The 19,701-nt window shown below is 68.8% G+C and carries 19 protein-coding genes; 13 read left to right on the top strand and 6 right to left on the bottom strand.

Features of this window, described 5'->3' with window-relative positions; genetic code table 11:
• Window positions 1-25: 25 nt before the first annotated feature.
• The gene (gene fliE, locus EJP67_RS19245) at window positions 26-343 is read right to left on the bottom strand and encodes a flagellar hook-basal body complex protein FliE (protein ID WP_126023313.1); all 318 of its coding nucleotides are present in this window, start codon (window positions 341-343) and stop codon (window positions 26-28) included.
• 282 nt (window positions 344-625) lie between these two features.
• Here fliE and fliF point away from each other — a divergent pair, with 282 nt between their 5' ends.
• From fliF to fliR, 13 genes are all read left to right on the top strand, one after another.
• Window positions 626-2,365 carry a flagellar basal-body MS-ring/collar protein FliF gene (gene fliF / locus EJP67_RS19240; protein ID WP_126023312.1) on the top strand — a complete coding sequence of 580 codons (1,740 nt, stop codon included), beginning with the start codon at window positions 626-628 and terminating at the stop codon, window positions 2,363-2,365.
• Complete coding sequence (gene fliG, locus EJP67_RS19235) at window positions 2,358-3,356, top strand: flagellar motor switch protein FliG (protein ID WP_126023311.1); 999 nt, start codon at window positions 2,358-2,360, stop codon at window positions 3,354-3,356. Before fliF ends, fliG begins: the two co-directional genes overlap by 8 nt.
• Complete coding sequence (fliH, locus tag EJP67_RS19230) at window positions 3,343-4,182, top strand: flagellar assembly protein FliH (RefSeq protein ID WP_126023310.1); 840 nt, start codon at window positions 3,343-3,345, stop codon at window positions 4,180-4,182. Before fliG ends, fliH begins: the two co-directional genes overlap by 14 nt.
• A gap of 8 nt (window positions 4,183-4,190) precedes the next feature.
• Window positions 4,191-5,648, top strand: coding sequence for a flagellar protein export ATPase FliI (gene fliI, locus EJP67_RS19225; RefSeq protein WP_126023524.1), 1,458 nt, complete (start codon window positions 4,191-4,193; stop codon window positions 5,646-5,648).
• Window positions 5,645-6,100 carry a flagellar export protein FliJ gene (gene fliJ, locus EJP67_RS19220; RefSeq protein ID WP_126023309.1) on the top strand — a complete coding sequence of 152 codons (456 nt, stop codon included), beginning with the start codon at window positions 5,645-5,647 and terminating at the stop codon, window positions 6,098-6,100. Before fliI ends, fliJ begins: the two co-directional genes overlap by 4 nt.
• A 31-nt stretch (window positions 6,101-6,131) precedes the next feature.
• Window positions 6,132-7,577 (top strand): flagellar hook-length control protein FliK, encoded by a 1,446-nt coding sequence (locus tag EJP67_RS33820; protein ID WP_206169526.1) that lies wholly within the window; start codon window positions 6,132-6,134, stop codon window positions 7,575-7,577.
• A gap of 166 nt (window positions 7,578-7,743) precedes the next feature.
• On the top strand, window positions 7,744-8,256 hold the full coding sequence (gene fliL / locus EJP67_RS19210) for a flagellar basal body-associated protein FliL (protein WP_126023308.1): 513 nt from the start codon (window positions 7,744-7,746) through the stop codon (window positions 8,254-8,256).
• 36 nt (window positions 8,257-8,292) lie between these two features.
• Window positions 8,293-9,291: a flagellar motor switch protein FliM gene (fliM, locus tag EJP67_RS19205; protein ID WP_126023307.1), complete on the top strand. Its 999-nt coding sequence runs from the start codon at window positions 8,293-8,295 to the stop codon at window positions 9,289-9,291.
• Window positions 9,284-9,739, top strand: coding sequence for a flagellar motor switch protein FliN (gene fliN, locus EJP67_RS19200; RefSeq protein ID WP_126023306.1), 456 nt, complete (start codon window positions 9,284-9,286; stop codon window positions 9,737-9,739). Before fliM ends, fliN begins: the two co-directional genes overlap by 8 nt.
• Window positions 9,736-10,173 (top strand): flagellar biosynthetic protein FliO, encoded by a 438-nt coding sequence (fliO, locus tag EJP67_RS19195; protein WP_126023305.1) that lies wholly within the window; start codon window positions 9,736-9,738, stop codon window positions 10,171-10,173. The genes fliN and fliO overlap by 4 nt, the downstream gene beginning before the upstream one ends.
• Window positions 10,170-10,931 (top strand): flagellar type III secretion system pore protein FliP, encoded by a 762-nt coding sequence (gene fliP / locus EJP67_RS19190; protein WP_240650703.1) that lies wholly within the window; start codon window positions 10,170-10,172, stop codon window positions 10,929-10,931. The genes fliO and fliP overlap by 4 nt, the downstream gene beginning before the upstream one ends.
• Before the next feature lie 13 nt (window positions 10,932-10,944).
• Window positions 10,945-11,214 carry a flagellar biosynthesis protein FliQ gene (gene fliQ / locus EJP67_RS19185; RefSeq protein WP_126023304.1) on the top strand — a complete coding sequence of 90 codons (270 nt, stop codon included), beginning with the start codon at window positions 10,945-10,947 and terminating at the stop codon, window positions 11,212-11,214.
• Window positions 11,215-11,242: 28 nt separating this feature from the next.
• Window positions 11,243-12,028 (top strand): flagellar biosynthetic protein FliR, encoded by a 786-nt coding sequence (gene fliR / locus EJP67_RS19180; RefSeq protein WP_165909663.1) that lies wholly within the window; start codon window positions 11,243-11,245, stop codon window positions 12,026-12,028.
• Between the two features lie 37 nt (window positions 12,029-12,065).
• Here the strand turns inward: fliR and EJP67_RS19175 are convergent, their stop codons facing one another.
• The 5 genes from EJP67_RS19175 to flgK all read right to left on the bottom strand — a co-directional run bounded on the left by EJP67_RS19175 (window position 12,066) and on the right by flgK (window position 19,612).
• A complete protein-coding gene (locus tag EJP67_RS19175; RefSeq protein ID WP_126023302.1) occupies window positions 12,066-12,980 on the bottom strand; it encodes a DUF7832 domain-containing protein in 915 nt (304 codons plus the stop codon).
• An 88-nt stretch (window positions 12,981-13,068) separates the two neighbouring features.
• Complete coding sequence (locus EJP67_RS19170) at window positions 13,069-14,103, bottom strand: GGDEF domain-containing protein (RefSeq protein WP_126023301.1); 1,035 nt, start codon at window positions 14,101-14,103, stop codon at window positions 13,069-13,071.
• Window positions 14,104-14,182: 79 nt separating this feature from the next.
• Window positions 14,183-16,171 (bottom strand): EAL domain-containing protein, encoded by a 1,989-nt coding sequence (locus tag EJP67_RS19165; RefSeq protein ID WP_126023300.1) that lies wholly within the window; start codon window positions 16,169-16,171, stop codon window positions 14,183-14,185.
• Window positions 16,172-16,372: 201 nt separating this feature from the next.
• On the bottom strand, window positions 16,373-17,584 hold the full coding sequence (flgL, locus tag EJP67_RS19160; protein ID WP_126023299.1) for a flagellar hook-associated protein FlgL: 1,212 nt from the start codon (window positions 17,582-17,584) through the stop codon (window positions 16,373-16,375).
• 63 nt (window positions 17,585-17,647) lie between these two features.
• Window positions 17,648-19,612 (bottom strand): flagellar hook-associated protein FlgK, encoded by a 1,965-nt coding sequence (gene flgK, locus EJP67_RS19155; protein WP_126023298.1) that lies wholly within the window; start codon window positions 19,610-19,612, stop codon window positions 17,648-17,650.
• Window positions 19,613-19,701: the final 89 nt, after the last annotated feature.

Raw genomic sequence — 19,701 nt, 5'->3', positions numbered from 1 at the left:
CCTCTCCACATCACCCGTTCACCCCTCAAGCCTGCAGGTTCATCACTTCCTGGTAGGCGGTCACGAGCCGGTTGCGAACCTGCAGCCCGGTCTGGAACGCGACGTTCGCCTTCTGCATGTCGACCATCACGTCGTTCAGCGCGACGCCGGGCTTGCCCAGCTCGAAGGACTCGGCCTGCGCATAGGCCTGCTGCTGGGCGCCGCTGATGTTGGCGAGCGAGCGCTTGAGTTCGGCCGCGAAGCCGCCGGCTTCGGCCGGGGCTGCCGTCTGCGGCGCGATGCCCGTCTGGACCGCGGTGGCCCGCATCTGCTGCAGGACCGATTCGATGGCGCTGATGGACATGGTGATCCTCTTCCTCTTGTTTGTCTGAACACTTCTGCGTGACTTGACACGGAGGGACCAGGGCCCTCCGGCTGGCTTGCAGCGTATCAAGGGAAGACCCCGATTCAAGCGCGCAACTGAGGGCGAAAACCCCGGCTGTTCGGCCATTCGAATTCCGGGTGACTGCTGACAATCGTCCGCGAAACGAACAGGCCGCGGACGACATCACCGGCCACCCGGAATGAAATCTCTAAACCGAAATTCCTCTCCCACCATGGCCATGGCCGCGACGAGGGCGCGCCCATGAGCACGGCTGCGCCCGCGGACGCGCTGCCCCAGTCCGGCGACGGCCAGCCGGCCCTGCTCGACCGCCTCCGCGCGCAGCCGAGGCTGCCGCTGATCATCGGCGGCGCGGCCCTGGTGGCCGCCGCGGCCGCGTTCATGCTCTGGAGCCGCGGCCCCGAATACAAGGTGCTCTACACCAATGTGTCGGACCGCGACGGCGGCGCGATCATCGCGTCGCTGCAGCAGATGAACGTGCCCTACAAGTTCGCCGACGGCGGCGGCGCGATCCTGATCGCGGGCGACAAGGTGGCCGAGACCCGCCTCAAGCTCGCGGCGCAGGGCCTGCCCAAGGCCGGCGGGGTGGGCTTCGAATTGATGGACAACCAGAAGTTCGGCACCAGCCAGTTCGCCGAGCAGGTCAACTACCAGCGCGGGCTCGAAGGCGAGCTCGCGCGCTCCATCGAATCCATCGGCGCCATCGAGTCGGCCCGGGTGCACCTGGCGCTGCCCAAGCCCTCGCTCTTCGTGCGCGAACAGAAGAAGCCCTCGGCCTCCGTGGTGCTCGCGCTGGCGCGCGGGCGCAGCATCGACGAGGGCCAGGTCAGCGCCATCGTGCACATGGTCTCCAGCAGCGTGCCCGACCTCGACGCCAAGAGCGTGACCGTGGTGGACCAGCGCGGCAACCTGCTTTCTTCCGCGCGCGGCGCCGACCGCGGGCTGGACGTGAGCCAGCTGAAGTACGCGCAGGAGATCGAGCAGGGCTACATCCGCCGCATCGAGGCGATCCTGCAGCCCATCGTGGGCGCGAACAACGTGCGCGCGCAGGTGGCGGCGGACATCGACTTCTCGGTGGTCGAGCACACCGACGAGAAATACAAGCCCAACCAGGACCCGGCGCAGGCCGCCATCCGCAGCCAGCAGAGCAGCGAATCGTCGCAGCACGGCGGCGGACAGCCCGGCGGCGTGCCGGGCGCGCTGTCGAACCAGCCGCCGGTGAATCCCGTTGCGCCGATCACCGGCCCGAGGGCACCGAACGCACCCAGAACCCCGCCCGCCCCGGGAACGCCCGGCGCGCCGGGAGCCCCCGGCACCGCCACCGCATCGACGGCCAGCACCGCGCCCACCGGCCCGAGCAGCTCGCGCAAGGACACCACCACCAACTACGAGCTCGACCGCACCATCCGCCACGTGCAGCAGGCCGCCGGCGGCGTGAAGCGCCTGTCGGTCGCCGTCGTCGTGAACAACCGCGACGCGGTGGATGCCGCGGGCAAGACCGCCAGCCGCGCGCTGACGCCGGCCGAGCTGGAGCAGATCCGCAACCTCGCGAAGGAAGCCATGGGTTTCAGCCAGGAACGAGGAGACTCGCTCAACGTGGTGAACAGCGCCTTCGCCCGTGACACCGACAACGCTCCCGCGCCCGAGGTGCCGTTCTGGCGCGACCGCGAGAACCTCGACCTCGCCAGGACCGCCGGCCAGTACCTGCTGTACGCGCTGCTCGCGCTCTTCGCCTGGTTCGCGGTGCTGCGCCCGCTGATGCGCAAGCACCTGGCGCCCCCGCCCGCGCCGGCCGCTGCGGAAGCCCCGGCCGTGGTGGCCGCTGCCGCACCGGATGAGAACACGCCCTCCGCCGAGGAGAGCCTGCGCGAACGCGAGGCCAACCGCCGCAAGGCCGACATGGAATACGCCCACCAGACCGCCGACAAGGACCCGAAGGTTGTGGCGGCGCTGATCCAGCACTGGATGAACAACGATGAGTAGCGAACAGGGAACACGCAAGAGCGCCATCCTGCTGATGGCACTGGGCGAAGACCGCGCGGCGGCCGCGCTGCACCAGCTGCCCACCTCCGAGGTGCAGGCGCTGGGGCTCGCGATGTCGAAGCTCACCTCAGTCTCGAAGGAAGAGCTGGCCGAGGTGCTGGCCGAGTTCCGCAACGAGACCGAGCAGCTCTCGGCACTGCACCTGGGCTCGACCAGCTACATCCGCGCCGTGCTGCGCAAGGCGCTGGGCGAAGACCGCGCCAGCAACCTGCTGGAAGACATCCTGCAGCCCGACGAGCCGCACGGCGGCATCGAGCGGCTCAACGAGCTCGAGGCCGGCGAAGTGGCCGAGCTCATCCGCGACGAGCACCCGCAGATCCTGGCGACGCTGCTCGTGCACCTGGACCGCATGAAGGCCTCCGAGGTGCTCGAGAAGCTGCCCGCGCGCCTGCGCCACGACGTGATCATGCGCGTGGCCACCTTCGGCGGCGTGCAGCCCTCGGCCCTGAACGAACTGACCGACGTGCTCACCGAGATGCTCGCGGGCCAGGGCCTGCGCCGCAGCCGCCTGGGCGGCGTGCGCACCGCGGCCGAGATCGTCAACCTCATGAGCACCAGCGTGGAGGAAGAAGCCATCGCCCACGTGCGCGAGCAGGACGAGGCGCTGGCACAGCGCATCGTCGACGAGATGTTCGTGTTCGAGAACCTGCTGGGCCTGGAAGACCGCAGCATCCAGCGCCTGCTCAAGGACATCGAGAGCGACTCGCTCATCATCGCCCTCAAGGGCGCGCCGATGGAGCTGCGCGACAAGTTCCTCAACAACATGTCGCAGCGCGCCGCCGAGACGCTGCGCGAGGACATGGAGCTGCGCGGACCTGTGCGCGTGTCGCAGGTCGAAACCGAGCAGAAGGCCATCCTGCAGGTCGCCCGCCGCCTGGCGGAGGCCGGCGAAATCGTGATCGCGACGCCTGGCACCGATGAGTTCGTCTGATTCCAACGGCAACTTCGGCGGCTTCGGCGGCTTCGGCGAATCGCGCGAGCGGCTCGCAGCCATCCACGCCGCCGCACGCCACGCTGCCGGCGGGCCGAGGACCGAGCGCACGCCGCCCAGCCCGCCCGCGCTCTCGGCATGGGAGCGCTGGGAAATGGGCACCATCGACGGCAGCCCTCGCACGCCCTCACCCGCCGCCCGCAAGACGGCGGCCGAACGCCGGAACACCGCGCCGCCACCGCCGCCGCCCGCACCCAAGATCGACCTCGCCGATCTCGCGCGCATCCGCAAGGAAGCCCGCATCGACGGCGAAGCCGAAGGCCGTGCCGCCGGTCTTGCCGAAGGCCGCAAGGTGGGCCACACCGAGGGCCTGGCCACCGGCCTCGCGGCCGCCAGCGCGCACGCCGAACGCCTGCGCGCGCTGGCCCAGTCGCTGCCCGATGCATTGCGCCGCGCCGAGGAAGAGCTATCGCAGACCGTGCTCGCGCTCGCGCTCGACGTGGCCCGCCAAGTGGTGCACCGCACGCTGAAGGCCGAGCCCGAATGGGTGCTGCCCGTGGTGCGCGACCTGCTCAACACCGAACCAGCCTTGCGCGGTGAGCCGCGCCTGCTGCTGCACCCCGACGACGTTGCGCTGGTGCGAAGCAGCCTGGGCGAAGAGATCGAAGCCGCCGGCTGGCAGATGCGCGCCGACGACACCATCACCCGAGGCGGCTGCCGCGTGCAATCGGCCACGGGCGAGCTCGACGGCACGCTGGAAACGCGCTGGAAGCGCGTGACGGGCGCCCTCAACGGCGACGCCGACGGCAGGCCCGAAGCCCGGTGACAACCGCCATGCAGGCCACCGCCCCCAACCCCCATCTGCAGTCGGTGCTCGCCGCGCTCGAAAAAGCGCGCGCCAATGTGGCGGGCTGCGAGACCACCATCGCCTCGGGCCGGCTCACGCGCGCGGTGGGACTGGTGCTCGAGGCCGTGGGGCTTCAGCTGCCCGTGGGCAGCGACTGCCTGATCGAGCTGCCGCCGGGCCATGCGCAACGGCACGCCGAAGCCGAAGTGGTCGGCTTCGCGGGCGACCGGCTCTTCCTGATGTCGCAGACCGAAGTGGCAGGCCTGCTGCCCGGCGCGCGCGTGTATGCGCGGCCCGGAGCGCCCGAGCCCGATGCTGCGGGAACCATCGGCAGTGGCAATGCGCACACCAAGCGGTTGCCTGTCGGCGAAGGCATGCTCGGCCGCGTGGTCGATGCGGCCGGCCGTCCGCTCGACGGGCTGGGCCCGCTCGACATGGCCCGCAAGGTGCCGCTGAGCTCGCCGCCCATGAACCCGCTGACGCGCGCGCCGATCGATTCGGTGCTCGACGTGGGCGTGCGCGCCATCAACGGCATGCTCACCGTGGGCCGCGGCCAGCGCATGGGCCTGTTCGCCGGCTCGGGCGTGGGCAAGAGCGTGCTGCTGGGCATGATGGCGCGCTACACCAGCGCCGAGGTCATCGTGGTCGGCCTGATCGGCGAACGCGGCCGCGAGGTGAAGGACTTCATCGAGAACACGCTGGGCGAAGAGGGCCTGGCACGCGCGGTGGTGGTGGCGGCGCCGGCCGACAACTCGCCGCTGCTGCGCCTGCAGGGCGCGGCCTACGCGACCTGCCTGGCCGAGTACTTCCGCGACCGCGGCAAGGACGTGCTGCTCATCATGGACTCGCTCACCCGCTACGCGATGGCGCAGCGCGAGATCGCGCTGGCCGTGGGCGAGCCGCCCGCCACCAAGGGCTATCCGCCCTCGGTGTTCGCCAAGCTGCCGGCGCTGGTGGAACGCGCCGGCAACGGCGAACGCGACGCGAATGGGCGCGGCGGCTCCATCACCGCCTTCTACACGGTGCTGTCGGAGGGCGACGACCAGCAGGACCCCATCGCCGACTCGGCGCGCGCGATCCTCGACGGCCACGTGGTGCTCTCGCGCACGCTGGCCGAGGCCGGGCATTACCCGGCCATCGACATCGAGGCCTCCATCAGCCGCGCCATGACCGCGCTGATCCCGTCCTCGCAGTTCGACACCGTGCGCCGCTTCAAGCAGATGCTCTCGCGCTACCAGCGCAACCGCGACCTGATCAGCGTGGGCGCCTACGCGCCCGGCCACGACCTGCAGCTGGACCAGGCGATCGCGATGTACCCGCGCATCGAGGGCTTCCTGCAGCAGTCGATGGACGAGCGCACGGACTATGCCGAATCCATCGCCCGCCTGGAAAACCTGTTCGAAGGCGAGCCGCGCACACCCACTCCGCAAAGAAGCAAAAGATGACACGCAAGCTCCCTCTCGGCATGCTGATCGACCTGGCGCACACACAGACCGACGACGCCGCGCGGCGCCTGGGCGCGCTGCAGAACGCGCACCTGGACGCCAGCCAGAAGCTCGACCTGCTGCTGCAGTACCGGCAGGACTACCACGAGCAGCTCGACGCCCTGATGCGCGACGGCCTGCCCTCCTCGCAGTGGCGCAACTACCGCAACTTCCTCGGCACGCTGGACAACGCCATCGAGCAGCAGCGCGCCATTGCCGCGCAGACCGGCACCCGGCTGGACCACGGCCGCGACGACTGGCAGCAGCAGCGCCGACGCCTGAGCTCCTTCGACACGCTGGCCGAGCGCGTGCGCATGCAGGAGCTGATGGCCGAGGCCAAGCGCGAGCAGCGCGACAGCGACGAGCGCGCGGCGCGCAAGTTCTTCGACCGCGCCTCGCATCCGACCCTTTGAGAAACAGAAACATCCGCACGCAGGACCCGACATGCCTTCCATGATCATGCCCCCCGTCACGACGAATGCCGCAGCACAGCCCGCGGCCGCGCAGGCCGCCTCGCGCGGGCGCGGCGCGGACGAGGCGCAGGGCCCAGACTTCGGCGCGGCGCTGGAGCGCTCGCGCGCCAACGGCGGCGGCCAGGCCGGTACGGCGGAGAAGGACGGCAGCACGTCGGACGTGGCCGCCATCGACCGCAAGGCCGCGCGCAAGCCCGGCGCGGATGAGGACACGAAGAAGGAAGACGCTCCGCTCGCCGACCCGAACCTCGCATTCCTCGCGCAGGCGAACTCGCCGCTGCACGCGCTGACGCTCGCGGGCCGGTCGGCGGCGCAGGCGGCGGGCGAAGGCACTGCCGACGGGCTTGCGAAGACGACGCCGGCAGACGCCACCACCGACGTGGCTCTCGGTCCGGCCCTGCAGGCGCTTTCGGCGAAGACAGCCGCCGGCACGGCCGCTGTCGCCGCCGATGCAGCGGACACGGCCGAGGCCGCGGCCAAGGCCGCGAAGGAGGCCGTCGCGCAGAAGCCCGCCGCAGCCGCCGCGCAAGCCGCGCAAGCCGCGCCCCTGCAAGCGGATGCCGCGCCCGCCGGCTCGCTGCACGATGCGGCCCGCGCCGCCATCGCGGCGCAGACCATGGCCGTGGGCTTCGCCAAGCCGGTGTCCGCCCCCGCGAGCCCATCCGTGGGCACCGCAGCGACCGGCCGCGGCCCCGCATCGCGCGCGCCCATCGGCACCACCACCGCCGAGCAGCTCGCGAGCGCGGCGCAGCCGGCGGCAACAAACGATGCGCAGGCCGCCAAGGCCGCCGTGGCTGCAAGCCCTGTCGCCGCCACGACCGATGGCGCGGACAGCCAGCCCGCCATCGACCCCGTCGCGCTCCAGCAGCCAGCCGCGGTGACGGCGTCGTCCCCGGAGCGCGCGGGCGACACCGCGGCCGCCGCGCGCACTCCGGCCCACACCATCGCACCCGAAGTCGGCAGCGACAAATGGGCGCCGGCCCTGGGCCAGCAACTGCTGCGCATGAGCGCCAGCGGGCACCACACGGCCGAGCTCAGCCTGAACCCGGCCGGCCTCGGCCCGCTGAAGGTCACGCTGTCGATGGGCGACAACCAGGCGCAGGCGATGTTCGTCTCGGCGCACGAGAGCGTGCGCAAGGCCGTCGAGGCCGCGCTGCCGCAGTTGCGCAACTCGCTGTCGGAACAAGGCATCACGCTGGGCCAGACCTCGGTCGGCGCGGAAACGCGCCAGCCCAACGGCAACGACGCCGCCTTCGCGCAGCAACAACAGGGCCAGCAGCAGGGCGCGGCGCGGCAGCAGGCCACGGCCTCCTACCCCGGCGCCGGACGCACGGCGGCCGGTGCACCGGCGGCCGCCGTCGCCTCCACGCGCCCCGCCGCCGCCAACTCGCGCTCCGGCATCGACACCTTCGCCTGAGGCAGCGAGGCACGCAGCAACCCATCTTCACCCCCCGCCCCGCGACGGCGCCCCATGGAAGGCGCCGCGCAATGAACGGATATGAAACGCCTTTGTGCGCTTGTTCGGCCGTTCGTCCGCGAGGGACTTCGAAAAGAATAGACCGGACAAGAAAAACCGCTTCAACATGGCTCCCCCAACATCTGTCGCAAACGCCGCACCGGCCTCCGCCTCGCTGCCCGCCCCGCGCCGCTCATCGAAGCTGCTGATCGGGGTCGTGCTGGCCGTCGGCCTTCTCGCAGCGGCCGGCGCCGCCGCGTACGTCTTCCTGCCGCGCTTCACGGGCGCCGCCTCCACGGAAGCGGCCAAGCCGCCGGTTCCCGAAAAGCCCATCTTCGTGATGCTCGACCCGCTGACGGTGAACCTGCAGGCGGAGGGCCGCAGCCGCTTCCTGCAGATCGGCATGGCGCTGCGTGTGCGCGACGAGCATGCCAAGGCGCAGATCGTCGAGTTCATGCCCGAGCTGCGCAGCCGGCTGCTGGTGCAGCTGTCGAACCGCGCGCCCGAGTCGCTGGTCACGCCGGAGGACAAGGCCAGGCTGGCCGAGGAAATCCGCACCGCGCTGAACGCACCGCTGACGCCGCAGACGCCCGAGCTGGGCATCTCCAGCGTCTCGTTCAACATCTTCGTCGTGCAGTGAGCACCACGTCACCATCCTCCGGACGACAAGCGATCCATGGCGTATGAACAGGTGCTCTCGCAGGACGAGGTCGATGCGCTGCTGCAAGGCGTCACCGGCGACGTCGACCAGGCGCCCCCTCCCCCACCGCCGAAGGACGGGCTGCCCGCCTACGACCTCGGCGCGCCCGACCGCGTGGTGCGCAACCGCATGCACACGCTGGAGGTCATCAACGACCGCTTCGCGCGCGGCCTGCGCAGCGCGCTGCTGAACTTCATGCGGCGCAGCCCCGACATCTCGGTGGGGCCGGTGCAGATCCAGCAATTCGGCGAGTTCGTGCGGCACCTGCCGGTGCCCGCGAACATCAACATGATCCACATGAAGCCGCTGCGCGGCACCGCCCTCTTCGTGTTCGACCCGAAGCTGGTGTTCCTCGTGGTGGACAACCTCTTCGGCAGCGACGGGCGCTACCACGTGCGCGTGGAAGGCCGCGACTTCACGCGCACCGAGCAGCGCATCATCAAGCGCCTGCTCGACCTGTCGCTGCAGTGCTACGGCGAGGCGTGGCAGCCGGTGTTCCCGCTCGATTTCGACTACGTGCGCGCAGAGATGCACGGCAAGCTCGCCAACATCGTCGCGCCCAACGAAGTGGTAATCAACACCACGCTGCAGATCGAGTTCGGCCCCATCGGCGGCTTCCTGCACGTGTGCCTGCCCTACTCGATGATCGAGCCGATCCGCGACCTGCTGTCCAACCCGATCCAGGACGAGGTCGAGGTCGACAAGCGCTGGGTCACGCAGATGTCGCGCCAGATGCAGTCCGCCGACGTGGAGCTGGTGGCCGACTTCGTGACCATGCCCTCGACCATCGGCGAAGTGATGAAGCTGCGCGCCGGCGACGTGATTCCCATCGAGCTGCCGGAAACGGTCGTCGCCAAGGTGGGCGGCGTGCCGGTGATGGAGTGCGGCTACGGCATCTCCAACGAACGCTATGCACTGCGCGTGCAGAACATGATCACCCATCAAGACAGCGACCTGAAGAACGAACATGACTGACAACACATCCTCCGCCGGCAGCGAAGCGGACGACTGGGCCAGCGCGCTGGCCGAGCAGACGGCCGCCACCTCGGCGGCAGCCGCGCCGGCTCCCGCCGTGGCGCCCGCCACCGCGCAGGTCTTCCAGCAGATCCAGGACGCGCCTGCCGCGTCGCCACTGCCGGCCGGCAGCAACGCCACGGCGGTGGACATCGCGCGTGTGCTCGACGTGCCGGTGCAGCTCACCGCCGAGATCGGCCGCACGCGCATCACCATCAAGAATCTGCTGCAGCTGTCGCAGGGTTCGGTGGTGGAGCTCGACGGACTGGCCGGCCAGCCGCTGGACGTGCTGATCAACGGCTACCTGATCGCGCAGGGCGAGGTGGTGGTGGTGAACGAGAAGTACGGCATCCGCCTGACCGACATCGTCACCCCCTCCGAGCGCATGCAGAAGCTCGCGCGGGCATGAGCCTCCCCACCGTGCCCACGCCCGTCCACGAAGTGGCGCCGGCCGCCGTCGGAGCCTCGGGCCTGCTGCAGGCGGGCTTCGGCATGGCGATGGTGGTGGGCCTGATCTTCCTTTGCGCCTGGCTGGCGCGCCGCTTCGGCCTGCAGCGGCTGGGCGGCGGCCACCTGGTGAAGGTGGTTTCGAGCGCCGCAGTCGGTCAGCGCGAGCGCGTGGTGGTGGTCGAAGTGGCCGACACTTGGCTGGTGCTGGGCGTCACGCCCAGCCAGGTCAATACGCTGCACACGCTGCCGGCGCAGGCCCAGACGCAGACCCAGCAGGCCAGCACGGCATCGGCATCTACGCCCGCGACTCCCGTCGAACTCTTCGCCCGCAAGCTGCGCGAATCGCTCACCGGCAAGACGCAGAAGCCTCGGCAACACCACCCCGCCCCATGACCCGTCCCGCATTGCGCCGCGGCCTGCGCGCCGCGCTGCTGCTGCTCGCCGCCGCCCTGGTGCCCGCAGCCGCATGGACCCAGGGCCTGCCCGGCATCACCAGCACGCCCGGCCCCGGCGGCAGCCAGACCTGGTCGCTGAGCGTGCAGACCATGGTGCTGCTGACTTCGCTCACCTTCCTGCCCGCGCTGCTGCTGTCGATGACCAGCTTCACGCGCATCCTCATCGTGCTGGGCCTGCTGCGCACCGCCATCGGCACGCAGACTTCGCCGCCCAACCAGATCCTGGTGGGGCTGTCGCTGTTCCTCACCTTCTTCGTGATGGCGCCGGTACTCGACAAGGCCTACGACGAGGCCTACAAGCCCTTCTCCGAGAACAAGATCAGCGCCGAGAAGGCCATGGAGCGCGGCATCGCGCCCTTCAAGACCTTCATGCTCAAGCAGACCCGCGAGAGCGACCTCGCTCTCTTCGCACGGCTGGCCAAGGTACCCGAGATGCAGGGCCCCGAAGACGTTCCGCTGCGCATCCTGCTGCCTTCCTTCGTCATCAGCGAGCTGAAGACGGCCTTCCAGATCGGCTTCACCATCTTCATTCCCTTCCTCATCATCGACCTCGTGGTGGCGAGCGTGCTGATGTCCATGGGCATGATGATGGTGCCGCCGGCTTCCATCGCGCTGCCCTTCAAGCTGATGCTCTTCGTGCTGGCCGACGGCTGGCAGCTGCTCATCGGCGCGCTGGCGCAGAGCTTCTACCTCTAGGGCACGACCGGAGATGACACCCGAATCCGTCATGACCATGGGCCACCGGGCCATGGAGATCTCGCTGCTGATCGGCGCGCCGCTGCTGCTGGTGGCGCTGGTCATCGGCCTGGTGGTGAGCATCTTCCAGGCCGCCACGCAGATCAACGAGGCCACGCTTTCCTTCATCCCGAAGCTGCTCGCGGTGTTCGCGACGCTGGTGGTCGCGGGCCCGTGGATGCTCGACCGCATGCTCGACTATATGCGCGCGCTGTTCTCGGGCATACCGCAGCTGCTGGCCTGACGGGCCCGCCTTCGACGTGACGCCGTCGATCGTATCCGTCACCTCGGCCCAGCTCGAGGGCTGGATCGTCGCCTTCCTCTGGCCCTTCGTGCGCATGCTGGCGCTCGTGAGCACCGCGCCCGTCTTCGGCGAGCCTTGGGTGCCGCGCCAGGTGAAGGTGGCCATGGCCGCCATGCTGGCCTTCGTGGTCTCGCCCACCATCGGACCGATGCCCGCCGTGCCGGTGGTGTCGGCGGGAGGCATCTGGATCATCCTGCAGCAGGTGCTGATCGGCGCGGCCATGGGCTTCAGCATGCGGCTGGTGTTCGCGGCAGTGCTGGCGGCGGGCGAATACATCGGCCTGCAGATGGGTCTGTCCTTCGCGTCCTTCTTCGATCCGATGAGCCATGGCAGCACCATGGTGGTGGCACGGCTGCTGAACATGCTCGCGATGCTGATCTTCCTGGCGCTCGACGGGCACCTGCTGATGCTCAACGCCCTGGCCGAGAGCTTCCACACCCTGCCCGTGGCCGATGCGCCGCTGGCTTCCGGTGGCTGGATGTTCCTGGTGCTGGGCGGGGGCGAGATCTTTTCCAGCGGGCTGATGCTGTCGCTGCCGCTCATCACCGCGCTGCTCACGCTGAACCTGGCCATGGGCATCCTGAACCGCGCCTCGCCGCAGTTCAGCATCTTCGCGGTGGGCTTTCCGCTGACGCTGCTGGCGGGCATCTTCATGCTGCAGCTGCTGATGCCGAACCTGGGCGCCTTCCTGGAGCCGCGCTTCGCGCAGGGCATCGCGGGCATGCTGCGGTTCACGCAGGGGCTGCGGCCCTGATCCAAGGCTCCCGCGAAACCCCGGCTTGCAGCGTCGCCTAGGCTTCGTCCGGTCTGTCGACCATGGAACGGATCTCGCGCCTGCGCCACTGCTCCAGGCGCTGGGTATAGCGCGGCGCAATCCGGTCGAAGTTCTCCCAGCCGTCCTGCGTCATCGCTTCGCCCGGCTTGCGCCAGCTGTTGCTGTCGCCGAACACTTCCTCCGTGTCGAACAGCGCCGACGCCTTCTCGGGCTCCATCAGGCGGTTCATGTAGGCGTGGCAGAAGGCCTCATGCTCAGGGCGCACGTCGTTTCGCCACAGCAATCCGCCCAGGCTGGAAGACAGGAAGGCCAGCGGAGACAGCTCCCGCTGGCGCAGCGCATCGAGCTGGCCGGCGGCCAGCCGGTCTTCCCGCAGGATGCCGTTGAGCGCGCACCAGCTCGCGAAGAAGCCTTCTTCCACGGAATGCTCCGGCTTGCTGCCGGGATAGATGGTGGCGTAGGTCTCCTCCTCGTCCACGCCCAGCAGCATGTGCTTGGGCAGGCCATCGGAGTTCATGGAGACCTTCGCCCGCAGGCCCTCCCCGGGAGCCGGCAGCGTGAAGCGCACTTCCTCCACCGCGCCTTCGACCCGCCGCCTGAAGCGCTCGCCCAGCGCCGCGTCGTCCATCTTCCAGTCGAAGCCCGCGGGCAGCGAACCGCGGTAATTCGGATAGATGAAGGCGGCCGACACCCAGGTGACCCACTTGCGGCCGTCCTTGCGCGGCGGGAAATGCGAGCGCGTGGCCAGGTTCATCTCTGCAATGACTTCGATGCCGAGCCTGCGATTGCCGATGTCGCAGCGGTTGCCCGGCGTCGCGTTCTTGAAGGGCTTCTTGCCGAGGGCTTCCGCAAGCCGGATGGCGGCGGGGTCGTCGATGCGTTTGCCGAGGGCGTCGAGCAGCAGAGGGGTCAGGTCTTGCGAAGTGGTCATGCTGGATGGAGTTTCGGCTTCGAATTGGATTGAAGGCGACGCATTATGGAGGCCGCGGCGTGCCTGCCCCGCACCACCGTCGGGGAGTTCAATCCGCGCCGTGCAAGGCGAACCTGTCCTTGCCCATTCGCTTCGCCTCGTACAGCGCAACATCGGCCTCCCGCAACAGCTCCGCCGGAATGCGATGGCCGGCCACGCCGGAGATGCCCACGCTCACAGTGACGAGACGGCCTTCGATGCGGATGCCGCGCACCTGCTCGATGATGCGCGCGGCCATCGACTGCGCATGCGCCGTGCCGCCGCCCGTCAGCACGACGCCGAACTCCTCGCCGCCGAGCCTGCCCAAGGCATGGCCGAGCGCGGCCTCCTTGAGCACGGCCGCGACGCGCTGCAGCGCCAGGTCGCCGGCCGCATGGCCGAAGTCGTCGTTGATTTTCTTGAAGTCGTCCACGTCGATCATCAGGAAGCATCCGTCGCCGAGCCGCCCCTGCTCGTGAAGATGCTGGACGTCGGCCAGGAGCTTGCGGCGGTTGGGCATGCCCGTGAGCACGTCCTTGTAGGCGAGCGCTTCGAGCTCCTGCCGCAGCCTCAGGCTCTCTCGGTGCAGCGTCGCGAAGATGACATTCATCAGCAGCCCCATCGTGATGGTCCCGCAAGGCATCAGCAAGGTCCAGCCGGAATCCAGGCCATGGGGCGTGCCCACCCATTCGCCCCCTCCCATGATCAGCCATGCCCCCGAGCTCGCGAGCGCCGACAGGCTCATCCGTGAGAAGAGCGGCGCCCCCACCACCGAGACGATCACGCTCATGGAAACCGCCCACACCTCGCGATCGGGGCTGCGGGCCATGAGCATGGAGAAACCCAGGCACAGCAGCCAGACGGAGATGATCGAGAAGAACGAAAGGAACCGGGTCGCGCAGCTGCCGGCGATGGACAGGGCCACGCAGCACGCGAGCAGCGCCAGGTGCCAGCTCACGTACTCGTAGCCCGGGTCCGCGAGCCACCAGGCCGCACCCCAGAACACAAATCCGGTCACCTGGGTGCCCACGGAGATCGGCTTGATGAGCCGGAGAAAGTCTTCCAGCCGGGCCCGCTCGTCGATGGATGGATAGCGAACGATCATGATCGGAGACCTGCAACCTGTGGGTTCACGCCGCTCGAGCGGTCGGTGGGCTGTGGGAGGGCGACTTCCCTCTTTCTTCTCAGACCTGCATGGGCCTCGGGCTCCTGAGCGTTCCGTCCGCGCAGAACGCGCCCTTGCGGCGGGCCATCTGGATCAGTTCGTCCATCGGAACCGCCCTCGAGAAAAGGTAGCCCTGCCCGAAGAGCACCCCCATCTCTAGCAGCAGCGCCGACTGGGCCTCCGTCTCCACGCCCTCGGCGACCAGCGTGGCGTTGTAGCGCGTCGCGCTTTCGAGCGCGAGCGACACGGCCTCGCGCATGCGCGGCTGGTCGATGCGCGAGATCATGCTGTGGTCGATCTTCACCTCCGAGAACGGAATGGTCGCCAGCGTCGTCAGGGCGGAATAGCCGGTTCCGAAGTCGTCCAGGGAAAGGCCCACGCCCGCGCGCTGCAGCACGATGATGTTGGTGCGCACCGTCTCCACGTCGGGCACATGGCCGCTTTCCGTGATCTCGATGGAAAGCAGCCGGGGCGGAACGCTCAGCAGGTCGAGAAACGCCAGCACGCGGTCGCCGAAGCGCGGAAGCGTCAGCGTGGTCGCGGAGATGTTGACCGCCAGGGGTATGGGATAGCCGGCGGCAAGGCATCGCTTGATATCGCGCGCCACCACTTCCAGGGTGCACCACTCGAACTGCGACAGCAGCTGGTGGCGGGTCGCGATCTCTATCACGTAGGGCGGCGGCAGCGGCTGGTTCTTCATCGAATGCGCCCGCAGCAGGGCCTCCGCGCCGCAGACGTGGCGGGTCATCAAATGGAACTTCGGCTGGTACTGCATCGGCGGGTTGGCCGTGCGTATCCAGTCGATCAGCAGGCGCCGCACATCCTCGTCCCGGTCGGACTGCTCCGCGAACGAGGAATGGAAGTAGCGGACCATCTGCTCGTTGCTCTGCAGCGCGAGGCTCAGGTCGCGCAGGATCGCCGAGACATCCACATGCGAGCCCATCCGGACGTTCGAGATGCCGATGCGCAACTGCAGCTGCATGTAGGCGATGTGGGTGGTGCGAAGCGTCGCCACCACCTCGGCCTGCACCCGTGGCGCCATCTGCTCCTGCTCCATCCATTCGAGCGAGGCGCCCTGCAGCACCACGGTCAGCGAGAGGTCGCTCAACTGGAAGCTCCGCGGATTGAAGGCTTCTAGATTCTGGCCGGCCTGCCCCCGGGTCAGGTTGCTGGAGAGCTGCCCCCAGAAATGATCCGTCCAGTCGTGGCCGAGGGCGCGGACCATGTCCTTGAGATTCGCGACCTGGAAAGTCATCAGCACATGCTGCCGGGAGTCCACCGCGAGCAGCCTGTCGAGGAACTCGCCGAGGGCACGCCGGTTGGGAAGCCCGGTCAGAAGGTTGGTGCGCGACATGGCGAGCTCGCGGGCGCGCGACTCCCGCTCCCTCGCGTCCCTGCGCAGCAGGACCAGCATGCAGCCGATGATCACCAGCGACAGCGCGCACCCGAGGATTCGAAGCGCGAAGACCCGCGCGTTGATCATGGTCGGCACCAGCTCCAGGAGCTGGATCAGTCCCGAGGAGAGCACCGAGAACAGCACCCGCACCAGCCACGCGTTGCGGATGTCGCGCCAGCCGAAGGACGCGATCGGCTTGCGGCCCAGCCGGTGGTGCATCACGATCCCGCCGAGCACCAGCAAGGACATGTCGAGCAGGAAGGCCGGCGCCTGGTGCGTCCCTCCGAAGAGGAGCCTGGCGCCCACGATCAATGTCCAGCCGATCGCGCCTCCGCGCCACCCGCCCAGCAGGCCCGCCATGAAGAGCAGGTCGGAGCCGATGTAAGGCTTGGACGGCAGGTCCAGCAGCTGGAACGCCATCGCGATCAGGACGAACCCGGTCAGGCCCATCGTCCAGCCGTGGAAGCTTGCGCGCGAATGCAGCACCGCGTCGGACGGCTTCGATAGCATCAGCACCAGGCTGAAGATGCCCAGCAGTGCCGCCGACTGCATCAGAAGGATGGGGTAGTTGACCAGCTCAGCCTTCCACGCGGAAAGAACGAATTCCCACACGCTCGTGCTCCCCAGGTTCTCGTATCACGCCGCCCGTGCGCCCACGCGGGGCATCCACGGACTCCTTGCGCCTGCGCAGGCAGGCCTGCGAGGCGACTGTCCTTTCTCGCTGTCGACCCTGACGCTCCGGGAGTTCTTGTCTCGTCGGCTCCCGGGCTAATGCCGGCGGCACCGGCCACAGGTTCGGGCTGCGGATTCCGGTTACAGGTAATTGAACAGCGAGATGCTGTTCAGCTTGGCGAAGGTCATCTGTGTCGCCTGCAGCGAGGACTGGCGCTGATAGAACTCCGCGATCGCGCTGTACGGGTCGAGGTCCTCGATGGAGGACAGGTACGCCTCCTCCTGCAGCTTGCGCGCCGCGCCGCCCGAATCCAGCGCGTCGATCTCGCTCTGGCGCGAACCCACCGACGACAGCACCGTGAGCACGTTGTCGTGCGCGTTCGTCACCTTCACGTTGGCAGTGGCAAGCGCGTTCTGCAGTTTGGCCTGCGCGGCCGCGCCGCCGCCGGCCAGCGGGGTGCGCAGCGCGGTCACCAGTTCGCCGATGGCGGCGAACACGTCGGTGCCGGCGTTCTGCGCGGTGGATACGTCGAAGCTGTCGCCCGCCGCCGGCGTGCCGGTGAACTTGATCTGCACGCCGCCGAAGGAGATGGGCGTGTCCGGCGTGATCGGGCCGGTGGCCGCGACCACGGGCGGCGTGTCCTTGGTCGTCACCGTGTAGTCGGTGGCGCTGAAGGTGATGGTGAAGTCCTTGCCGTAGTTGGGCGCGGTGGCGTTGGTCACGCTCACCGGCCCGAACACGCCGGTGCCGGTGTTGCTCGCGGCGGCCGAGGCCACGTAGCCCGCGCTGCCCTGCACCGACTGGAAGATGGTGCGGCCGTCGTCCGAGGTCGGCATCTGGCGCGCCACGTCGACCTGCATCAGCCGCTGGCCCTGGTCGCCCACGTATTGCACGCCGCCGCCGGCCGCGGTCACGAAGGGCGGCGAGCCACTCTTGAAGCCCGCGAACAGGTACTGGCCGTTGCCGTCGTCGGTGTTGGCCACGCCCACGAGCTGGTCGTAGGCGCTCTGGATGGCGGTGGCGAGCGATGCGCGGTCGGCATCCGAGATCGTGCCGTTGCCGGCCGCCACGGTGAGCGTCTTGATGTTCTGCAGGATCGAGGTGACCGAGTCGAGCGCGTTCTCCTCGGTCGACAGCGCCAGCGACGCGCGCTGGCGGCTGGTGGCGTACTGCGAGATCTCCGACAGCGACTGGCTGGTGCCCAGCGCGCGCGCCGCGCCCACCGGGTCGTCGCCGGCCGAGAGAAACCTGGAGTTGGTCGCCAGCTGCTGCTGGACCCTGAACAGCTTCTGCTGCTGCTGGCCCATGGCCAGGACGTTCTGCTCGTAGAAGGATTGGGTGCTGATGCGCATCGCTTTGCCTGCCTTGCCTTGAATCTTTACCTTTGGGGAAGCCGGGAGAATCCGCTATCGGGCTCAGCCCCGGATGCCGAGGATGGCGTCGAAGATGGTCGACGCGGTCTGGATCACCTTCGCGTTGGCCTGGTACATCTGCTGGAACATCAGCAGGTTGGCGGTTTCCTCGTCCTGGTTCACGCCGGAGATCGCCTGCTGGCTGGCCTTGATCTGGCTCGTGACGCTGTCCTGCGTGGTGGCCGCCACCTTGATGGCCATCGCGCGGTTGCCCACCTCGCTCACGATCTGCGAGTACGCGCCGTTGAAGGTCGCGGTGCCATTGGCCATGGTGGTCTTGCGCTGCAGCGCGCCCAGCAGCAGCGCGTTGCTGCCGTCGGACACGCCGCCCGTGTTCTTGCCGATGGTGAAGGTGTCGCCCTGCGAGGGCGCGCCGGTCATGCTGACGGTGACGCCGTCGAAGCTCATCTTCGCGCCGGCGGTGTAGGGCACGGGCGCGCCGGCCGCATAGGTGGTGGTGGAGCCATTGGCCAGCGTGACCGTCACGGCGGAGGTCGCGGGAAAGCCGGTGAGGTTGCCGGTGGCGGCGTCGAAGCTCAGCGTGACCGTGCCGGCCAGCGGGGTGGCGGGATAGCTCGCGTTCACCGTGGCCGCGCCGAGCGCGCCGCTGCCCTTGTTGCCGGCGGTGTTGCCGGTGACGATGGGCGAGGCGGCGGCCACCTTGGCGGGGTCGCGTGTCAGCACGTCGAGATCGCGCGCGCCGGTGCGCGTGGGCTGGATCAGGAACGAATCGCCCGCCTGCGCCGTACCGGTGCCGGCCGAGAGGCTCACGCCGTCGAAGCTGATGGGGAAGGTGGTGAAGCTGCCCATCGAGGTCTTGTCCGAAAGGCGGGTGACCGTGTAGGTGAGCGTGCCCGCCACGTCGGTGACGCTCACGCTGTAGTCGCTGGCCGTGAGCTGCGAGGCATTCGTCAGCGTGGCGTCGAGTTCGAGATTGCCCGCGTTGTTCGCGTTGGAGATCGCGCCCGGCACGGACTGCGTGAAGAAGTCCTTGCCCAGCGCGCCGTTGAGGTCCACGCCCAGCTTGTGCTGCGCGTTCACCGCGTCGGACACCGACATGGCCAGCCGGCCGATCGCGTTCTGCGTGGGAATGAGGGTATCGCTGCGGAAGGACAGCAGGCCGCCGAGCGAACCGCCGGTGATGGCGCCGTCGGGCAGCTCGGCGGTGTTGCCGGCGAAGCCCTGCAGGGCGATGGCCTTGCGCGTCGGGTCGGCGGCGGAGTTCACCGCCGCCATGCTGGCGGCATAGTCGCCGACCACCAGCGACTGGCCGGTGGCGATGAACACGTTGTACTTGCCGTTGTCCTGCTGCAGCACCTTCACGTCCACGATCTGGCTCAGCTGGCTCACCAGCTGGTCGCGCTGGTCGAGCAGGTCGTTGGGCGGCTGGCCGCCGGCCATTGCGCTGATCTGGCTGATCTGCTGGTTGAGGCCGGCGATCTTGCTGGCGTAGGTGTTGATCTGGTCGACGCTGCCCACGATCTGGTCGTTGACCGAGGAGTTCAGGTCCGACAGGTACTGGTCGGTCGCGCGGAACTTGCTGGCCAGCGCCTGCGCCGAGCTGATCATCTGCTGGCGCGCGGCCGGGTCGGCCGGCGTGTTGGCCACGCCCTGGACGCTGGTGAAGAAGCTCTGCATCAGCGGTGCGATGCCCGAGGTCTTGTCGGCCAGCAGCGTGTCGATGCGGTTGATCTGCGTGCTGTTGGCGGCGAGCGCGGCCGAGGCCGACTGCGCCGAGGAGAGCTGCGCCGTGAGGTAGCGGTCGTAGCTGCGCGAGATGGTCGAGACGTTGGCGCCCGAGCCGATGAAGCCAGAGCCGCTGGAGATGGCGCTGCCGGTGGCGATCTCCGCCACCTGGCGGCTGTAGCCCGCGGTGTACACGTTGGCTGTGTTGTGGGCCGTGGTCATCAGCGCGGTACGGGCGACGCCCAGACCGCTCAGACCCGTGTAGAACAAACTTCCGGACATATGGCTTTACCTGTCGATGAGGTGTGTGTGAGTTGGATTGGCACCGATCGCGTCGGTGCCTCAGCGTCTATATCGGCAACCGCCACCGA

This window comes from Variovorax guangxiensis (assembly GCF_003952165.1).
GTDB lineage: Bacteria > Pseudomonadota > Gammaproteobacteria > Burkholderiales > Burkholderiaceae_C > Variovorax > Variovorax guangxiensis.
Note: the sequence above shows the minus strand (reverse complement) of the source record. Positions and strands in the feature narration are given on the sequence as shown.